13 protein-coding genes are annotated in these 18038 nt (G+C 67.0%); 3 read left to right on the top strand and 10 right to left on the bottom strand.

Features of this window, described 5'->3' with window-relative positions:
• The first annotated feature begins 254 nt into the window (after positions 1-254).
• Positions 255-2501: a TonB-dependent hemoglobin/transferrin/lactoferrin family receptor gene (locus tag A7V84_RS09610; RefSeq protein ID WP_063491822.1), complete on the top strand. Its 2247-nt coding sequence runs from the start codon at positions 255-257 to the stop codon at positions 2499-2501.
• A gap of 40 nt (positions 2502-2541) precedes the next feature.
• Here the strand turns inward: A7V84_RS09610 and A7V84_RS09605 are convergent, their stop codons facing one another.
• The 6 genes from A7V84_RS09605 to A7V84_RS09580 all read right to left on the bottom strand — a co-directional run bounded on the left by A7V84_RS09605 (position 2542) and on the right by A7V84_RS09580 (position 9537).
• Positions 2542-4416: an LTA synthase family protein gene (locus A7V84_RS09605; RefSeq protein ID WP_101604595.1), complete on the bottom strand. Its 1875-nt coding sequence runs from the start codon at positions 4414-4416 to the stop codon at positions 2542-2544.
• 170 nt (positions 4417-4586) lie between these two features.
• The gene (locus A7V84_RS09600) at positions 4587-5312 is read right to left on the bottom strand and encodes a FadR/GntR family transcriptional regulator (protein ID WP_063491821.1); all 726 of its coding nucleotides are present in this window, start codon (positions 5310-5312) and stop codon (positions 4587-4589) included.
• A 77-nt stretch (positions 5313-5389) separates the two neighbouring features.
• Complete coding sequence (locus A7V84_RS09595) at positions 5390-6700, bottom strand: sensor histidine kinase (RefSeq protein WP_025513085.1); 1311 nt, start codon at positions 6698-6700, stop codon at positions 5390-5392.
• The gene (locus A7V84_RS09590) at positions 6697-7386 is read right to left on the bottom strand and encodes a response regulator transcription factor (protein ID WP_025513086.1); all 690 of its coding nucleotides are present in this window, start codon (positions 7384-7386) and stop codon (positions 6697-6699) included. The genes A7V84_RS09595 and A7V84_RS09590 overlap by 4 nt, the downstream gene beginning before the upstream one ends.
• 9 nt (positions 7387-7395) lie before the next feature.
• Positions 7396-8811, bottom strand: coding sequence for an FAD-binding oxidoreductase (locus tag A7V84_RS09585; RefSeq protein WP_025513087.1), 1416 nt, complete (start codon positions 8809-8811; stop codon positions 7396-7398).
• A 114-nt stretch (positions 8812-8925) separates the two neighbouring features.
• Positions 8926-9537 carry a BPTD_3102 family carboxylase-like protein gene (locus tag A7V84_RS09580; RefSeq protein WP_025513088.1) on the bottom strand — a complete coding sequence of 204 codons (612 nt, stop codon included), beginning with the start codon at positions 9535-9537 and terminating at the stop codon, positions 8926-8928.
• A 196-nt stretch (positions 9538-9733) separates the two neighbouring features.
• Between A7V84_RS09580 and A7V84_RS09575 the strand changes: the two genes are divergently transcribed.
• Both A7V84_RS09575 and pgi read left to right on the top strand, forming a co-directional pair.
• Entirely contained in the window at positions 9734-11119 is a 1386-nt protein-coding gene (locus A7V84_RS09575; RefSeq protein WP_033535613.1) for a phosphomannomutase/phosphoglucomutase, read from the top strand.
• Positions 11120-11134: 15 nt separating this feature from the next.
• Positions 11135-12703, top strand: a complete 1569-nt coding sequence (gene pgi, locus A7V84_RS09570; RefSeq protein WP_033535501.1) for a glucose-6-phosphate isomerase — start codon at positions 11135-11137, stop codon at positions 12701-12703.
• A gap of 8 nt (positions 12704-12711) precedes the next feature.
• On the opposite strand, the gene A7V84_RS09565 is transcribed toward pgi, so the two are convergent.
• Genes A7V84_RS09565 through asnB form a run of 4 tightly spaced genes read right to left on the bottom strand, consistent with a single transcriptional unit; the run spans position 12712 to position 18024 of the window.
• Entirely contained in the window at positions 12712-13851 is a 1140-nt protein-coding gene (locus tag A7V84_RS09565) for a glycosyltransferase family 4 protein (protein WP_025513091.1), read from the bottom strand.
• Positions 13848-14990, bottom strand: a complete 1143-nt coding sequence (locus A7V84_RS09560) for a glycosyltransferase family 4 protein (protein ID WP_063491820.1) — start codon at positions 14988-14990, stop codon at positions 13848-13850. The genes A7V84_RS09565 and A7V84_RS09560 overlap by 4 nt, the downstream gene beginning before the upstream one ends.
• Positions 14990-16102: a glycosyltransferase family 4 protein gene (locus A7V84_RS09555; protein WP_063491819.1), complete on the bottom strand. Its 1113-nt coding sequence runs from the start codon at positions 16100-16102 to the stop codon at positions 14990-14992. Before A7V84_RS09555 ends, A7V84_RS09560 begins: the two co-directional genes overlap by 1 nt.
• Positions 16102-18024, bottom strand: a complete 1923-nt coding sequence (gene asnB / locus A7V84_RS09550) for an asparagine synthase (glutamine-hydrolyzing) (protein ID WP_025513094.1) — start codon at positions 18022-18024, stop codon at positions 16102-16104. The genes A7V84_RS09555 and asnB overlap by 1 nt, the downstream gene beginning before the upstream one ends.
• Positions 18025-18038: the final 14 nt, after the last annotated feature.

Below are 18038 nucleotides of genomic sequence, written 5' to 3'. Positions count from 1 at the left end.
CCAAGCGGGGCAAAGACTGCAGCCTGCGGGCTATGCAACAGCAGGCCTCGGGTTTGATCTGAATATCCCGGGGCGGGACGAACTGCCGCCCCGCCCCGGGGATGATGCCGGCATGTTCCTGTCCACAGCCGCCGTCATGCTCCTTCGGCATTGCGCCGCCCAGCGCCCGTTCTCGCTCCGCCCATTCTCGTTCCACGGTTTCGTACCGCCTGGTTTCTGTCGGGATATCCATCCCCCTCACCCCACAGAAAACCATGCGAAAACGCCACTCTCCCCCCCGCCTTCTTCTCCCTGCGCTGATCGCTTCGGCAGCCGCTTGCGGGCCGGCCACGGCCGACCCGATCTGGCAACTTCCCGCCATCCCCGTCCAGGGAAACTCGCCCGACGAGGGTCCTTCCTCCGCCCAGTACGATGCCGAGGAACTGTCCCGCAACAATGTCTTCGACAGCCGCGACCTGGTTCGGTATGAGCCCGGCATTGCGGTCAACGAAGGCAATCGCGGCAACAGCAACGGCTACGCCATGCGAGGCGTCGATGGCGCCCGTGTCGCCGTCACGGTCGATGGCATGCCACAAGCCGACCCCCTCATCCCGGGCATATACGCCAGCTATGGGTTTCTGAACGGCAACCGCAACGGCGTCGAACTCGAACACGTCAAAAGCGTTACCCTGCATAAAGGCGCCGACTCGGTGCAATCAGGCAGCGGGGGTATCGGCGGGTCGGTGCAGTTCGTCACCAAGGACATCGACGATTTCGTTTCGCCGGGCCATACCTTCGGCGCCTACGGAAAAGTCGGCTATGCATCGCGCAACCGTGAAAAGCTCGCCGTCACCGGCCTGGGCGCCCGCTTCGGCACCGGCAGCAGTGTCTTTCTTCAGTACACGCGGCGTGACGGACGCGAAACGCGCCACTACGGCGCCGGCCAGGACATCCTGGGAGATCAGCGCGGCATACCCGATCCGGTCCGGCAACGCTCGGAAGCCTTGCTGGGCAAGCTCGACGTGTGCATTCGCGTCGGCCATTGCGTCCAACTCACCTACGAGCAGCTCAGAAAGGAACGCCTGACCCGTGCGCTGTCGCGCGCCTCATGGGATATACGCAACATCCACGACCGCTCCCCCTACGACCGACAGGCCCTGGTCTATCGGGCCATGCTGCAGGACGGCTTGCTCCAGCGCTTCGAAACCGGGCTCTATCTGCAGCAGCAGTCCCAGCGCACCATCACCGATCGCTACCACGCGCGCAGGCAATCGCTTGACCGGCGCTACGACCGCAGCTCTCGTCAAGACGACATCCAGTGGCGCAGCACGTTCGAAAGCCGTCCTCTGACAGGTGCGCTGGGCATCCACGCGCTGTCAGTCGAGGCCAGCCTCGGGCGGCGGCGCTCCTCTGACCACAACGTAGACGCCTTCTTTGAACAACGCGGCACCCGAGTCCTGGCCTATCGCCTGATGAATCCGGTCTCGGTGTCATCGCTGTCGCTCAAGGCAAGCGACCGCTTTGCCTTCGGTGAGCACCTGGACGGCAGCGTCGGTCTGCGACTGGATCGCTATACGCACTCGCGCCAGGCGACGACACTGAGGGAGCCCAGACATGTCGATGTCGATGGCCGCAAGCGCTTCAGCGCTCTGAGCAGCTTCGCCCGCCTGGGTTACCGCCTGCCGGCCGGCCTCAAGCTGAGCTATGGCGTATCGCAGGGTTTTCGCGCCCCTTCCGCCGAAAACCTCTATTTCTACTTCGAGACCTTCGGCAACTTCTATGAGCCCAACCCCGACCTGAAGCCCGAACGAGCCCTGAACCAGGACCTCACCCTCTCGGGTCAGTGGCCGGGCGCCAGCGTGGCCGTCACCGTGTTCCGTACCCGCTACCAGGATTTCATCGAGGAGCGTTACAGCAAACGCCTCATCAAAAATCCGCAATGGGGCAGCGCCGGATGCGCAAAGCGCCGATGCAGAGAGTTTCTGAGCGAAAGCGTCTACAGCCCGCACAACGTCGATCAGGCGTGGGTGCAGGGCCTTGAACTGCGCGCGACACTCGATGCGCACAAGCTGCTGGGTCTGGCTGCGGGCCTGGGCGCGGAGCTACGGGTCACACGCGTACGGGGCGGCACGAGCACCGGAGACGGTCTGCGCGCGCTGCAGCCCGATGAGGCCCAGCTGAGGGTGTTCTATACCGCCGCGCAGGCGAAATGGGGGGCTACCCTCACGCTCACCCAACGATGGGCGAAGCGGGCGGCCGATACTCGGCGGACTGAATATGATTACGATGGCCCCAGCAGCAGTGAGGCCGAATTCCTCAGCAACGCGGTGCACCTGGTCGATCTGAGCGCCTTCTGGAGGCTGTCCGACGCCATCACCCTGAATGCCGGCGTCTATAACCTGCTGAATCGTCGCTACTTCGAATGGAACACCTTGCGTAACCTGGAGGTCGATCCCAAGGGCCTGAACCGCTACTCGGCCCCGGGACGCCACTTCGCGCTGAATCTGGTGGCCCGCTTCTGAGGATCACGGCTGCCGGCCCGGGGCCGGCAGCCGCCATCCCTTACTGCTGTTGCGCCGCCGTCTGCGGCGGCAGGCGATAACGCTCTTCGCGGTAGGCCCAGCTGGGCCACAGGGCGTACGCCAGCGCCACCTCGGTCAATGAGGGCTGGTTGGCGATAGGGTCATAGCTGTCGCTCTGATCATAGGGGCGACGGGTATAGCGATAAGTGGTCGGCTCCTTGCGCGGCTCGATCACGACCAGATCGTCTCCGCTCAGATAGCCGTAGTTATCGCCGTACTGCATCATGGCGCGATTGGGACTGCGTTGCGTCAGATCGGAGCCGAGCATGGGATTGACGTTATCGACCCCGATCAGCGAAAGCAGTGTGGGCGCCATATCCACCTGGCTCACCAGGCGATCATCCTGGCGCGGTTCGATGCCGGCGCCCAGGATCAGGGCCGGGATCTGGAAGTGGCGCACCGGCACCAGGTTGGCGCCGAACACGCGCGAGTCGTGATCGGCGATCACCAGAAAGACGGTGTTGTCCCAATAAGGCGCCTTGCGGGCTTTCTCGAAGAAGCGACCGATGGTCCAGTCCGCATAGCGCACGGTGTTCTCCACCGAGGCCGGATCACCTTGCGGCTCGATGCGCCCCGCGGGGTATTCCCAGGGCGAGTGATTGCTGACCGAGAAGGCCAGGGTGAAGACCGGTTTGTCGCTGTCGGTGCGCAACAGGCGATCGACCTGCGTGAACATATCCTCGTCGGACGCACCCCACGATCCCACGAACACCGGATCGACAAAGTCCTTGCGATCGACCACCTCATCAAAGCCGTTGCCCAGGAAGAAGCCGCGCATATTGTCGAAGTGCGACTCGCCGCCGTAGACAAAGCGCGAATGGAAGCCATGGGCCTTGAGCAAGGCGGCAAGCGTGAAGAAATTAGTCTGCGCCCGCGGCAGCTTGACCACCGCCTCGGCCACGGTCGGCAGAAAGCCCGCCGTCACGGCCTCGATGCCGCGCACCGAACGCGTGCCGGTGGCATAGGCCCGATGGAACATCCAGCCCTGCTGACCCAGCTTGTCCAGCTCAGGCGTCAGGTTCTTGCCGCCCAGGCTGGCGACATACTGCGCCCCCAGGCTTTCCTGCAGAATGATGACCAGGTTATAGGGCTTGTCGCGCCGCACCGTGGCCTTCTGCACGTGGGCGCTGGGCAGTTCGGGGTAGAGCTCGGGGCCTTCGATCCCGGAAGCCTCGCGCACGATCTGATTCATGCGGCTGACTTCCATCTTGGGATAGAGCGCCGCGGACGAGCGCTCATCGCGCATCCGGTAGGCCGCATCCGCCACGTTATAGAGCGAGTTCAGCGGCAAGGTATTGACCATGGCGTCGCCGCTGAAGGCCACCATCGACGGATTGATCGGGCGGTGCTGCAGCGTGCCGCGCGCGGCCAGCACCACGATGGCCAGGGTGAGCACCGTGGCGATGGGCCGCTTCCACCACTTCATGCGCGGGTCGAGCAGGCGGGTCGGGAACAGGCGCAGCGACAGCCAGGCGGCGATCAACAACACCACGAAAGCCCCCAGCAGCACCAGCTTGTACCCCTCCCAGAGCATGCCGGCGACTTCGCGCGGGTGCACCAGGTACTCGAAATACAGCCGGTTCGGCCGGGTGTCGTACTCCAGGATGAACTGCGGCGTGGAGACCTCCAGCAGCACATACAGCATCCAGCACAGGCGGAACCACCAGGCAGTGATCTTGACGGCCAGCGGACGATGCCCGAACCAGTAGGACAGCACGGCGGGCAGGCCCGACAACATGGCGACCAGCACCAGGTCGATGCGCCAGCCGCCGAAAATCACCGGCCACAGCCCGCCGGCAGCCTGGACACGGTCCCATTGCCAGAAGGCCAGCCCCAGACGGCTGGCAGTCAGCATCAACAAAACCGCGATTACGAATCGTAGGGTCAATCGTCGCACTATCCACTCCGTTAATCAGTAGGCGTGATGCATCCCCCCGCGGCCGGGGCACCACTGCGAAACAGGAGAATAACTGCGGCGGGTCAAATTTTGGTCAATTTTTGCAACGCGCCGCATGGCGGCGCGCCTCAGAGGCTTTGCGCCCGCCGCAGCCGTTCGGTGCTATTGCCCAGGTGCGAACGCATGGCGGCCCGGGCGCCATCGGCATCCTGGCGCTCGATGGCGTCGTAGATCATCTCGTGCTCGACCAGCAGACGCGCCAGATAAGGCTGGCTGGCCTGGGGCTGGATGCGCTGGGCGCTGATGCGGGTGCGTGGAATGATGGCTGCGCCCAGGCCAGCCATCAGCTCGGCGAAATAACGATTGCCGGTCGCCTGGGAGATCAGGAAATGAAACTGATAGTCCGGCGTGACGGTATCGCCGCCCTCGTCGATGGCCACGGCAAAGCGATCCAGTTCACGGCGCATGGCCTGCAGTTGCTGGACGGAGCGGCGCAGCGCAGCCAGGCCGGCGGCCTCGCTTTCGACCGGGATACGCAGTTCCAGCAGCACCATCACATCTCGTACCGTGGCGATATCGGCCGGGTCGATGCGAAAGTCCCCGTGAGGGGACTGCAAGGCATAGCTGCCCACGCCATGGTGGGTCTCGGCCAGACCGGCCGCCTGCAAGCGTGACAGTGCCTCCCGCACAACCGTGCGGCTCACGCCGAACTCCTGCATCAGGGCAGACTCGGAGGGAAGTTTGTGGCCGGGAAGAATATCGCCGCAGCGGATGCGCTGGGCCAGACTGGCCACGAGGGACCAGGCCAGATTGCGCGGCCGGGGAGCTGCCTCGGCCGGAGTATTCGAGGACATGATGACAATTACCCGCAAATGAGCGGGGTAATCCAGAAAAGCGAGCAACCAGTATACCGCCGTGCGGTCGCGGCGACTCAGGCCAGGCTGAGCGTGAAGCGGGTGCCACGCTCCGGCCCTTCGCAGTGGGACTCGACCGTCAGATGCCAGCCCTGCATATCGCAGACCTGCTTGGCGATGGACAGCCCCAGCCCATGCGGCAGCGCGTGCGCGGAGACCGCAGCGCTGTCGCGCAGCCGGCCGCTGTGATAGCGCTGGAACACGAATGGCAGCTCAGCGGCCGCGATGCCCCGCCCGTCGTCGGCCAGCACCAGCCGGCCCTGGTGGTCGAGACTGACGTACAGGGTGGCCGGCGCGGCATGCTCGATGGCGTTGCGCAGCAGGTTGCGCAATACGGTCAGCAAGGCATAGCGGTCCAGCTCGCGGCTGGCCTGCGGATCGATGGCGTTGATGAACACCAGGCCGGCCCGCTCGGCGCTGGCCTCGAGCCCTTGCCAGGCGGCCTGCATGCATTCGGCCAGCAGCACGGTTTCGGGCGCCAGCGGCTCATCGCGCGCCATGGCGCGGGCGCTTTCCAGCGAAGCGGAGATGCTGTCCACGTCGTCGATGATGCGTTGCAGGCGCCGTTGCATCTCGGGCGTGGCGGTCGCGCTCATTTGCAGCATTTCACTGTCGGAACGGATACTGGCCAGCGGGGTGCGCACCTCGTGGCTGAGGTTGGCGGCGAACTCTCGTTCGCGGGCGATCGAACGGTCGACCCGGTTCTGCACGCGGTTGAAGGCCTCGACCAGCCGTCCGGCCTCGTCATCGCGCGTGACCGTCATGTCAGGCGCGCCCGGCGCCCAGTTGACCAGCCGGTTGGTCACCTCGTTGAGCGGCCGCACCACATAGCCGGCCAGGCGGCGCGCCAGGCCATAGGCAATGATGATGCAAACGGCTCCCACGCCCAGCACGAACAGCCCGAAGTCCAGCACGCGGGCTTCGTTCTCGGTGGCGTCGTACAGCACATAGACCCGCCCGATGCCCTCTCCGGCGTCGGCCACCATCACGTGCCAGGTATCGGCCCCCGGCTCCAGCAGGTGCGGGCCGGTGTCCAGCCCGCGCAGCGGCTCGGGCAGATCGTCATTGGGCTCTCCCGGCGTCTGCAGCCAGGCGTGCATGGCGCCGCCCAGCTCGCGCGCGCCCCGCGCCGGGACGTAGTCCGGTTCAGTGGCCAGGTGCTGCAACACCCGCGCGGTTTCGGTGGCGAGGATATCGTCGACCAGCTCGTCTTCCATCTGATCGAAGGTCAGGTAGGAGAACAGGGCCAGCGCGGTGACGAACAGCGCCACGATGCTGGTCAGCGCCCAGACCGCTCGCTGGGTCAGCGTACCCTGCCGGGCGCTCATGCAGGCTCCACCAGCCGCCAGCCTTCGCCATGCACCGTCTCGATGCCATCAAAGCCGGCATCGGCGAGGGCGCGGCGCAGCAAGTGCATCTGGCTGCGCAGCGCATCGGAGGCCGGCGGCTCGTCGCCCCAGAGCGCGGCCTCCAGCGACTGCCGCGTCACCAGCTTGCCCGGATCACGCAACAGCATTTCCACGATGCGCACCGATTTGCGCGCCAGGTGCACCGGCCGCCCATGCACCGAGACTTCGCGACTGCGGCTGTCCAGCGCCAGCGGCCCGCAGCGAAACATCGTATCCACCACGGTGCCGCGGGCGCGCTGGTTCAGCGCCAACAGCCGCGCCTTGACCTCGGCCAAGGCGAACGGCTTGGTGAGGTAGTCATCGGCGCCATGCTCGAAACCGGCCAGCTTGTCGGAAAGGCCGTCGCGGGCCGTCAGCATCAGCACCGGCAAGGCCTTGCGCAGGCGCGTGCGCAAGGCATGCAGCACCGCATGTCCGTCCAGGCCCGGCAGGCCGATATCCAGGAGCAGCAAGTCGAAATCCTGCTGCTGCAGCATTGCCAGCGCCGCGTGGCCGTCATAGGCCACATCCGGAATGAACCCCTGCCCCTGGAGGTATTCATAGAGGTTGCCGGCAATCGTCAGGTTGTCCTCGACGATCAGCACGCGCAGGTTGGCGGTGTGCACGGCGTCGCCTCAGGCCTGCAGGACCTTGCCCGGGTTCATCAGGCGCTCGGGATCGAGCGCGGCCTTGATGCGCTTCATGAGCGCCAGTTCGACCGGGTCCTTGTAGCGCGGCAACTCATCGCGCTTGAGCTGGCCCACGCCGTGCTCGGCGCTGATCGAGCCGGCGTGCGCCTGCACGCTGTCGTGTACCACGTCATAGATGGCCGATTGCAGCGCCAGCACCTCGGCCTCGGTCTGCCCCTGCCCGCGGGTCACGTTGTAGTGCAGGTTACCGTCGCCCAGATGACCGAAGATCACATTGCGCACACCGGGAAAGCGCTCCTGGAGCTCGGCGTTGGTCACGCGCACGAAATGGGCGATGGAAGAGATGGGAATGGAGACATCATGCTTGACCGACTTGCCCAGCTCCGCCTCGGCCAGCGGGATGCTCTCGCGCAGGTGCCACAGGGCATGGCTTTGCGCCAGGTTCTCGGCGATGGCGGCATCGCCGACCAGGCCGTCTTCGATCGCCTGACCCAGCACCGCCTCGAAGCGTTCGCGGGCATGGGCCTCGCTTTCGCTGTCGGACAGTTGCAGCAGCGCATACCAGGGAGACTCGAGCGACGCGCCCTCGAAAGGCAGGCGCTGCTGCGGGAACAGGCGCACCACGGCTTGCAGGCAATCGCCGGCCATCAACTCGAAACCGGTGAGCGAGGCCCCGAATCCGGCGCGGGCGCGCGACAGCAGTTCGACCGCGTCATCCACGCTGGCCAGCGTCAGCAGCGCGGTGCAGCTGGCCACAGGCAGCGGATACAGTTTGAGGGTGGCGGCGGTGATGATGCCCAGCGTGCCCTCGCTGCCGATGTACAGGTCGCGCAGGTCGTAGCCGGTGTTGTCCTTGCGCAGCCCGCGCAGCCCGTGCCAGATCTCGCCCTCGGCGGTCACGACCTCAAGGCCCAGGGCCAGGTCGCGCGCATTGCCGTAGCGCAGCACCTGGGTGCCACCGGCATTGGTGGCGAGATTGCCGCCGATGGTGCAGCTGCCCTCGGCCGCCAGGCTGAGCGGGAACAGGCGCCCGGCCTGCTCGGCGGCGTCCTGGACGGCCTGCAGGATGCAGCCCGCCTCGACCGTGATGGTGTCGTTGTCGGTGTCGATCGCCCGCACGCGGTTCAGACGCGCCGTGCTGACGATGACGGCGGTGCCGCTGTCATCCGGCGTGGCTCCGCCGCACAGGCCGGTGTTGCCCCCCTGAGGCACCACCGGCGCGCCGTGCCGGCGGCACAGGCGCAGCACGCTGGCGACCTCTTCGGTCGAGCCGGGACGCACGACGGCCAGCGCCCGGCCATGGTAGCGATGCCGCCAGTCGGTGGCATAGGGGACGGCATCCTCGCCGGTAAGCACGTGGGCAGGGCCCAGGAGGGACTGGAGATCTTGCAACAGTGTCATGTCAGGCGCTCTCGCGGTAGCACCCGGCGCAATGCCGGGCGTCGATGCAGAAACAGCGCCTTATTGTAGGGTCAGCGCGGCCTGACCGGGAGGCGCAATGCCACCCCCGGCGGCCTAGCTGGCGGCGCGGTGATCGCTCCAGTCGGAGATGCGCGCCAGGCGGGCGCCGGTCAGGCCGGAGCAGAACGCCGGCGATGCGATGCGGTTGAGCAGAAAGGCCCTCTCGGGCACGACCAGCCCCGGCATGTCGGTGATGGCCTTGTAGGCCCGCCGCAGGGCATCGCCGCGCGTGGTGCCCCAGACCAGCAGATTGGCGCCGGGGCGGCCCAGGGCGGCGCAAGCGCCGATATGGACTTCCAGGGCATGGGCGGCCAGCGGCTCCATGAGGGCGGCTTTGCCGCTGCTGGGCTGCAGGGTGGCCTCGATGAGGCGGAACAGGCCGCTGACGTCGTCGAGCGAGAACACCACGGTGCCCAGGCCCATCCAGCCGCGGTCGGCGGCAATGCGCATGGCGACATCGCGCAGGGTTTGTTCCATGCGGGGCGCCAGCCGGGGCGCAGGGCATTCGGCGATCAGGACACGTTGGTCACGCCATACGCAGCGTTCCCAGGCCCGGCCGGCATCGATGCGGCCATCCTCATGCACCACGACATGGATATCGAGTCGGCGTTCTGCTGCGCCGGCCCCGCTGGCCAGCGAAGTCTCGAACGAAGTCTTGGCATCCATATGCCACCTCCCGTTCAAATTCATGCAATAAGCGTAGCACTTCTACAAAAGTTTCATTTTCACGCAGCTGCCGGGCGTGGCCCGTTACCTGCGGCAACCTCATGATGAATGCCCGACGGTATATCCACACAGACTGCAATGGAAATAGGGGATAATCACGCCAATAATGCTGCCCCGCAAGTCAAAAGGATTTTCCGTGAATCAAACCTTCCCTGCTTCGGTTTTCAAAGCCTACGATATCCGCGGCACCGTACCCGATCTGATCGACACGGTTTTCGCCCGCGCGCTGGGCCGTGCTCTGGCCGAACGTGCCAAACAGGAGGGCAACCAGGAACTCGTCATTGGCTACGACGGGCGGCTCAGCAGCCCGGAGCTGTCCACGGCGCTCCAGGAAGGCATTCTCGAGGGCGGGGTAGATACGCTGGATATCGGCCGCGTGCCTACGCCGCTGGTTTATTTCGGCGCGTTCACGCGTGAAACCGGCGCCGGCGTGGCGATCACCGGCAGCCATAACCCTCCCAAGTACAACGGCTTCAAGATGATGCTGGGCGGACGCGCCATCTATGGCGACGACGTGCTGGCCCTGCGCGAGGCCATGCAGGCCGCCGAGGCGCCGGCTGCGGCCCGCCCCGGCACGCGCCGCAGCCTGGATCTGGTACCCGACTACATCGCACGCGTGGCCGCCGGCGTAAAGCTCGCGCGCCCGATGAAAATCGCCATCGATTGCGGCAACGGCGTGGCCGGCGCCATCGCACCGGCGCTCTTTCGTGCCCTGGGCTGCGAAGTCACCGAATTGTTCTGTGAGGTCGACGGCAGCTTTCCCAACCATCACCCGGACCCGGCCGACCCGGCCAACCTGCAGGATCTGATCCATTGCCTGGCCACCACCGACTGCGAACTGGGCCTGGCCTTCGATGGCGACGGCGACCGACTGGGCGTGGTGACCAAATCCGGCCAGATCATCTGGCCTGACCGCCAGCTCATCCTGTTTGCGCGCGACGTGCTTACCCGCTGCCCGGGCGAGACCATCATCTATGACGTCAAGTGCAGCCGCCACGTGGGGCTGGCCGTCGAAGCCGCTGGCGGCAAGCCGCTGATGTGGCAGACCGGCCACTCGCTGGTCAAGGCCAAGCTGGCCGAAACCGGCGCGCCGCTGGCCGGCGAAATGAGCGGCCACATCTTCTTCAAGGAACGCTGGTACGGCTTTGACGACGGGCTGTATACCGGCGCGCGCCTGCTGGAAATCGTCTCGCGCGAGGCCGATCCGTCGTCCGTGCTCGAAGCGCTGCCCACGGCGGTCTCCACCCCCGAGCTCAAGCTCGAAATGGAGGAGGGCCAGCCGCATGCGTTGATCCGCGAACTGCAGGCCGGGGGCCGCTTCGACGACGCGCTGCAGCTGATCACCATCGACGGCGTGCGCGCCGAATTCAAGGACGGTTTCGGCCTGGCCCGCGCCTCCAACACCACACCCGTGGTGGTGCTTCGGTTCGAGGCAGAGGATGCCGCCGCCCTGTCCCGGATCCAGGATCTCTTCAAGCGCGAATTGCTGCGCCTGGCCCCCAACGCCCAACTGCCTTTCTGAGCCATTACTCCCATCATGAGCGTGCCGCTTGATTCGACTCCGGCGTGGCAGGATTTTGCCGATGCCGTGCGCGATGCTTCGCTAAGCGGCGAACATCTGCGCCTCATCGAAGCCGCCAGCCTGACCGTGGACCTGACGGCCCAGGTGCAGTCGCCCGACCTGGAGCGCGCGGCCCAGGCCTTGTGCGAACAACAGGGGCTGAATGCGGCCCGCCGCGCCCTGTTCGACGGCGGCGAGGTCAACTGGACCGAACATCGCCCGGCCTGGCACACCGCCCTGCGGGCAGCCCAGCCGCCGGCTGCCGTGGCCGAGGCCGTGCTCGGCGAGCGCGAGCGCATACGCCGCTTCGTCGCCGATGCCAACGCCCGGGGCGCCTACCAGAACGTGCTGCACCTGGGGATAGGCGGCAGCGACTGGGGCCCGCGGCTGGTGGCCCGCGCCCTGCGCCACCAGGGCCTGCAACGCGAAGTGCGCTTTGCTTCCAACGTCGACTCGCACGCCGTGGAAGACTCCACGCTGCACCTGGATCCGCACAGCACGCTGGTGATTGTGGCGTCCAAGTCCTTCACCACCACCGAGCCGCTGGCCAACGCGCAGGTCGCCATCCAGTGGCTGCGCGAAGCCGGCGTGGCCGACCCGCTCAAGCAGGTCGTGGCCATCACCGCCAATGTCCAGGCGGCCGAGGACTTCGGCATCGCGCCCGAACGCATCTTCCGCCTGTGGGACTGGGTGGGCGGGCGCTATTCGCTCTGGTCGGCCATCGGCCTGCCCATCGCCCTGGCGCTGGGCTGCGACACCTTCGACGAGCTGTTGGCGGGCGCCGCCGACATGGACCAGCACTTCCTGAATGCGCCGCTGGCGGAAAACGCCCCGGTCCAGATGGCGTTGGCCGGACTGGCCAACCGCAGTGTGCTGGGATTCAGTTCGCTGGCGCTGGCGCCCTACGACTCGCGCCTGGCGCACCTGATCGCCTGGGCCCAGCAACTGGAAATGGAATCATTGGGCAAGGTCGCCACGCGCGACGGCAGCCCGGCCGGCGTGCCCACCGGGCCGGCCGTCTGGGGCATGACGGGCACCGACTGCCAGCACACCTTCTTCCAGTGGCTGCACCAGGATACGGCCGGCGCGCCGGTCGACTTCATTGTCTGCGCCCGTCCCGACCACCTCTACCTGGACCACCACCGCCTGCTGATCGCCAACTGCCTGGCCCAGCGGGCGGCGCTGCTGCGCGGCACTTCTTTCGAAGAAGCGCTGCATGACACCCGCAAGCGGGTCTGCGACGAGCACGAAGCCCATGTCCTGGCCCAGCACCGCGTGCATCCGGGCCGACGCCCCTCGACGCTGATCGTGATGCCCGCCATGACGGCCCACCACCTCGGCGCCCTGCTCGCCCTGTACGAGCACAAGGTGTTCACCCAGGGCGTGCTGTGGGGCATCAACCCCTTCGATCAGTGGGGCGTGGAGTTCGGCAAGGTCCTGGCACGCGGCATCATGAACGAGCTGGACAAGCCCAGCGGCTCGCTCTCGGCCGAAGACCCCTCGACCCGCCACTGGATCGAGACGCTCTCGCGCCAGCGCGACTGAAACGCCCCTCAGCCGGCCTGCGCCAGCAGGCTGGCGTAGATATCCAGATGGCGGCGGCAGACATCCTGCAGGGAAAATTCGCGCTCGGCGAGCTCGCGCGCGGCCTGCCCCATGCGTTCGCGCAACCCGTCATCGACGGCCAGGCGGGCAATGGCCGCGGCCAGCGCCACCGCATCGCGCGCCGGCACCAGCAAGCCGGTCTGGCCCGGCTCGATCGCGTCCCGGCAGCCCGGCACATCGGTGGTGACCACGGCGCGGCCACAGGCCGCCGCCTCGATCAACGACTTCGGCAAGCCTTCGCGGTATGACGGCAAGACGGCGATGTGGGCCTGGGCATACAGGCTGGCCACGTCTTCGCACTCCCCCAGCAGTTCGACCGTACCGGCCTGTTGCCAGGCTTGCAGCGTCTCGGCGCTCACGGAGGTGGGATTGCCCGGATCGATGCCGCCGGCCAGCCGCAGCACCACCTGCAGACCCTGCTGGCGCAGCAGCGTGGCTGCGGCGACAAACTCATCGACCCCCTTGTCGCGCAGCAGGCGCGCCACCATGAGCGCCACCACCGGCGGGGTGGGTGGCGCGGGCGTGGCGCGGAACTGCGTCAGGTCCACGCCCGAGCCGCGGATCATTTCGACCTGCCCTGGCCGCACCGCGCCCAGGCGTTCGAGGACGTCGCGGTCGTTGCGGTTCTGGAAAATCACCCGGCTGTTGCGATGCCCCAGCGCCAGGCGATAAAGCCGGACCACGACGCTGCGCACCGGCCGGGCCAGCCAGCCTTCGGCCATGAAGATGTAGCCCAGGCCCGAGATCGCGGCCACCATGCCCGGCACCCGGGCCAGACGCGCGGCGATCCCGCCGTACAGCACCGGCTTGATGGTCACCAGATGCACCAGATCGGGCTTCAGCCGCCGGAACAGGCGGTACAGGGCCCACAGCGTCCCCAGCTCCTGCAAGGGCCGTTTGCCACTGCGGCTCATGGGAATGGGATGATGCACCATGCCCAGCGCCTGGATACGCGCCACGGCCGGACCATCCATGGTGGCGACATGGACGTCATAGCCCTCGGCCTGGGCCGCGGTGGCCAGCGCCACGCGATGCGACAGGAAAAAGGCGGGATTGTTCACCACGAAGAGCAAGCGTTTGGCGCTCATGCGCGTCCCCCTGCGATACGCCGCCATACGGCTTCATAGGCCTGCACCATGCGCGCCAGATCGAACATCGACAACACGCGCTGGCGGCCCGGCTCGCCCGTGGCCGCCCGCCCATGACCGGCAACCCGGGCCAGCATCTGCGCCAGGCCGTCGGCCAGCGCCTGCGGCTGCTGCGGCGGCACCACCACGGCCGTCTCACCGACGATATGGGCCGCATCGCCCACATCCGTCACCACGCAGGGCGTGCCGCAGGCCATGGCCTCGGCCACCACATTGGGAAAACCCTCCGCGCAGCTGGAGAGCACGTGCACATCAAGGGCGTTCATGACGGCCGGAATATCATCGCTGGGGCCGGCCAGCAGCACGCTGCCGGTCAATCCTTGGGCCTCAATCAAGGCCAGCAGTTCGCCGTTGGCCGGCGTCATGCCGCGCCCGACCAGCACGCAGCGCACCGCGGCGCCGCCCTGCTGCTGCCGCAAGGCGGCCAGCGCCCCCAGCAGATTGGCATGATCTTTCAGCGGATCCCAACGGGCCACGCACCCGACCAGCGCCACATCCTGCGGCACCTCCCAGCGCGCCCGCATGCGCGCACCGGCCTCGGGGTCGGGCGCATAGCGCGACAGGTCATAGCCATTGGGGATCACCACCATCTTCTCGCCCCGGTAACCCAGCGCCTGATGGCGCCTGGCTGCGTCCTGGGCAGCACACACGATGGCGCGCGGCACCCAGGCCGACAACCGGGCGCACAACCCCAGCACCAGACGAGCCGAGCGACTGCTGCGATCCAGATGATTGCCGGAGTTGCGGATGCCCCAGGCCACGGCACGGATCCCCGCCAGCCGGGCTGCCACGCCCCCGATCAGGTCGGCGTGATACATCCAGGTCTGCACTGCGTCGGGTGCCTCCTCGCGCAGCAGCGCGCGCAATTGCAGCATGGCGCCCAGCGTGATGCGGCCTCGCGCCAGGCCCAGCGCATGAACCGTGATGCCGGCTGCACGCAGGCGCGGGCCGTAGACGCCCTCATCGGTCAGCGAGATCACGACATGGCGCGTGGGCGTATCGGCCCAGGTGGCCAGCCGGAACAACACCGCCTCGGCCCCGCCCTGCCCCAACCCGGTAATGATATGAGCGATGCGCATCAACGTTTCCTTTGCGCCCGGGCAATCAAGGTGTCCCACTCGGCCAGCACGGCAGGCAAGGCGTAGCGGCGACGCACCGAGGCGGCGCCCTGCGCACCCAGGCTGGCGCGCAAGGCAGCGTCCCCCATCACGCGCTCCAGGGACTCGCCCAGCGCCTGGCGGTCTGCAGCCGGCACCAGCAAGGCATCCTGACCGCCACGACTCATCTCGCGCGGGCCGCTGGGACAATCGAAGGCCACGCAGGGCAAGCCCAGCGACATGGCTTCCAGCAAGACGTTGGGGAAACCTTCCACGGCCGAGCACAGCACAAAGGCGCTGGCCTGTGACAATGCCTCCCAGGGCGCGTCGGTGCGCCCCAGCAAGGACACGCGCGAGGCCAGGCCAAGCCCGTCGATGCGCGCCTGCAGCGCCTCGCGTTGCGGCCCCTCGCCCCAGATCCAGAGATCCCAGTCGGGATGGCGTGCCGCGAGATCAGCGAAGACATCGATCAGCAGATCAAACTGCTTGTCCGGCACCAGCCGACCCATGGCGCACAGACGGCGCCGGCCCTGGGCATCTGGCGCAAGCGGCGCATGCGGGGCATCGAGCAATTCGGGTGGCAGCGGATTGGGGATCACGGCCAGATCCTTCAGGCCGGGCACCTGAGCGGCGAATGGCGCCACCGTGGCCTCGGCCTGCACGGTCACGATCTCGGCGCGGGGATACAGCCAACGACGCAGGCGCCGCCACACCTGGCTGGTGTTGGTTTCTACCGCCGGGTTGGTACGCTCGCAGACGATCAACGGCACGCCCAGGCCGCGCGTAGCCAGGATGGCCGCCACGTTCACGTTGGTGAGAAAGGACACCACCACATCGGGGCGCCGCTCGCGGATCAGGCGCCGCAGGCCCAGCAGGCGCTTGAACGCGCCCCACAGGCCGCGCGCCGGCACCTCATCGGCGAGCCACAACAGCTCGACCTCATCTGACAAGGGATAGAAACAAGTGCCACCGCCAGAGAAGGTGGGCAACAGCGTCACATGATCGCCACGCGCTGACCAGGCATTGGCCAACGTCGCGGCCACCCTTTCGGCGCCTCCTGCCTGCATCGAACTGACGGCGAGCACTATTTTCATTAATCCCGTTCCTTATCGGTCATGCCTTGTTGATAACGGTCCAGCCAGGCCTGCATCATCAGCACGCCCCACAGATGGCTGTCCCACTTGCGGTGTCCACTGGTGTGCTCGCGCCACTTGCGCAGAATGGGCTCGGGCTCGAACCAGCCCTGCTGGCGCAGGCGCACGGGGTCCAGCAACGCCTCGGCCCAATCGCGCAGCGGGCCGCGCAGCCAGCTGGCCAGCGGCACGGCAAAGCCGCGCTTGGGCCGGTCGACCAGCGCCTGCGGCACATGGCGGTACAACACCTGGCGCAGCAACCATTTCCCGCTGCCGCCACGCACCTTGTATTTGAAAGGCAGGCTCCAGGCGAATTCATAGACCCGGTGATCCAGCAGCGGCACACGCGTCTCCAGGCTGACCGCCATGGCGGCGCGGTCAACCTTGACCAGAATGTCGTCGGGCAGATAGGTGATCGTATCCAGCTTCATCATGGACTCGAACAAGGGCCCCGTCATGGGCTGCTCGAAGACCGAAGACGGCTCGGTCGCGCCCAGCACCACCCGCGCCGGGTCGTTCCAGTACGACACGAAACGGCGGTAAAACTCGCCATCGGAGTCCGCGCCCAGCAGTTCCCCCATCTTTCCCACCTTGCCGCGCCAGGCGCCGCCGCCCGGCAGGCTGGCCGAAGCGCGCATGGCCACGCCACCCAGGCGACGCAGCGGCCGCGGCACGCGCGCAAAACGGGCCTGCCATCCGGAGACGCGGAAATAACGCGAATAGCCGCCGAAGAGCTCATCGCCGCCATCACCGGAGAGCGCCACCGTGACGTGCTGACGCGCCATGCGGGTCACCAGCGCAGTCGGAATCTGCGACGAATCGGCGAACGGTTCGTCATAGATGTCGGCCAGCTTGGGCACCATCGCCAACGCGTCCTGCGCGGTGACGTACATCTCCGCGTGGTCCGTGCCCAGATGCGCCGCCACCGCCTTGGCGTAAGGCGCCTCATCGTATTCGGGTTCCTCGAAACCGATGGCGAAGGTGCGCACCGGCGCCGAACTCTGGCTCTGCATGAGCGCGGCGATGGTCGAGGAGTCGACCCCGCCGGACAGGAAAGCGCCCAGGCTGACATCGGACAGCATCTGGCCACGCACCGCCTGCGACAACACGCCCTGCAAGGCGTCGGCCGCTTCGTTATCGTTGGCAAAGCTGCGCGGCGCATCCTGGCCCTGGCGGGCGACATCCAGCGCCGACCAGTAGCTCACGGGCTCGGGCAGCTCGTGCGCGCGCAATTGCGCCTGCGTGATAGACAGCCAGGTGCCGGGGGGCAGTTTGCGCACGCCGGCGTAGATCGAGTGCGGCGCCGGCACATAGTTGTGCCGCATGAAGGCCGCCAGCGCATGGCGATCGATGTCGCGCTGAAAGCCCGGCACCGGCATCAGCCCGCCGAGTTGCGAGGCGAACATCAGCGAGGCGCCCGCATAGCCGTAATACAGCGGCTTCTCGCCCAGCCGGTCGCGCGCCAGGACGAGGCTGCGCGCCTGGCGGTCCCACAGGGCGATGGCCCACATGCCGACGGCAGCCTGCAGCATCGCCGCCACGCCGCGCGCCGCCGCATAGGCCAGCAGGGTTTCGGTATCGGAATGGCCGCGCCATGCCGGCGCCTGCCCGGTCTGCTCCAGGTCGGCGCGCATGTCCATGTGGTTGTAGACCTCGCCGTTGTACGACAGGACATAGCGCCCGCAGGCCGAAACCATCGGTTGATGACCGGCTTCGGTCAGGTCCTGGATCGCCAGGCGTACATGCCCGAGCGCCACGCCTGCGTCATTGTCTTCCCAGAATCCTTGGCTATCCGGTCCGCGCTGACGAATGCGCTGGCAGCTTTCCGCCAGGATCTGCGCCTTGCCTTCAAGCGGTCCCCAAAGACCGACGATTCCGCACATGATGTGTTCTCTAG

It is taken from the genome of Bordetella trematum (assembly GCF_900078335.1).
In the GTDB taxonomy this organism is placed as follows: Bacteria; Pseudomonadota; Gammaproteobacteria; order Burkholderiales; family Burkholderiaceae_B; genus Bordetella; species Bordetella trematum.
The sequence above is the reverse complement of the archived record's forward strand: the minus strand, read 5'-3'. Positions and strand labels throughout refer to the sequence as shown.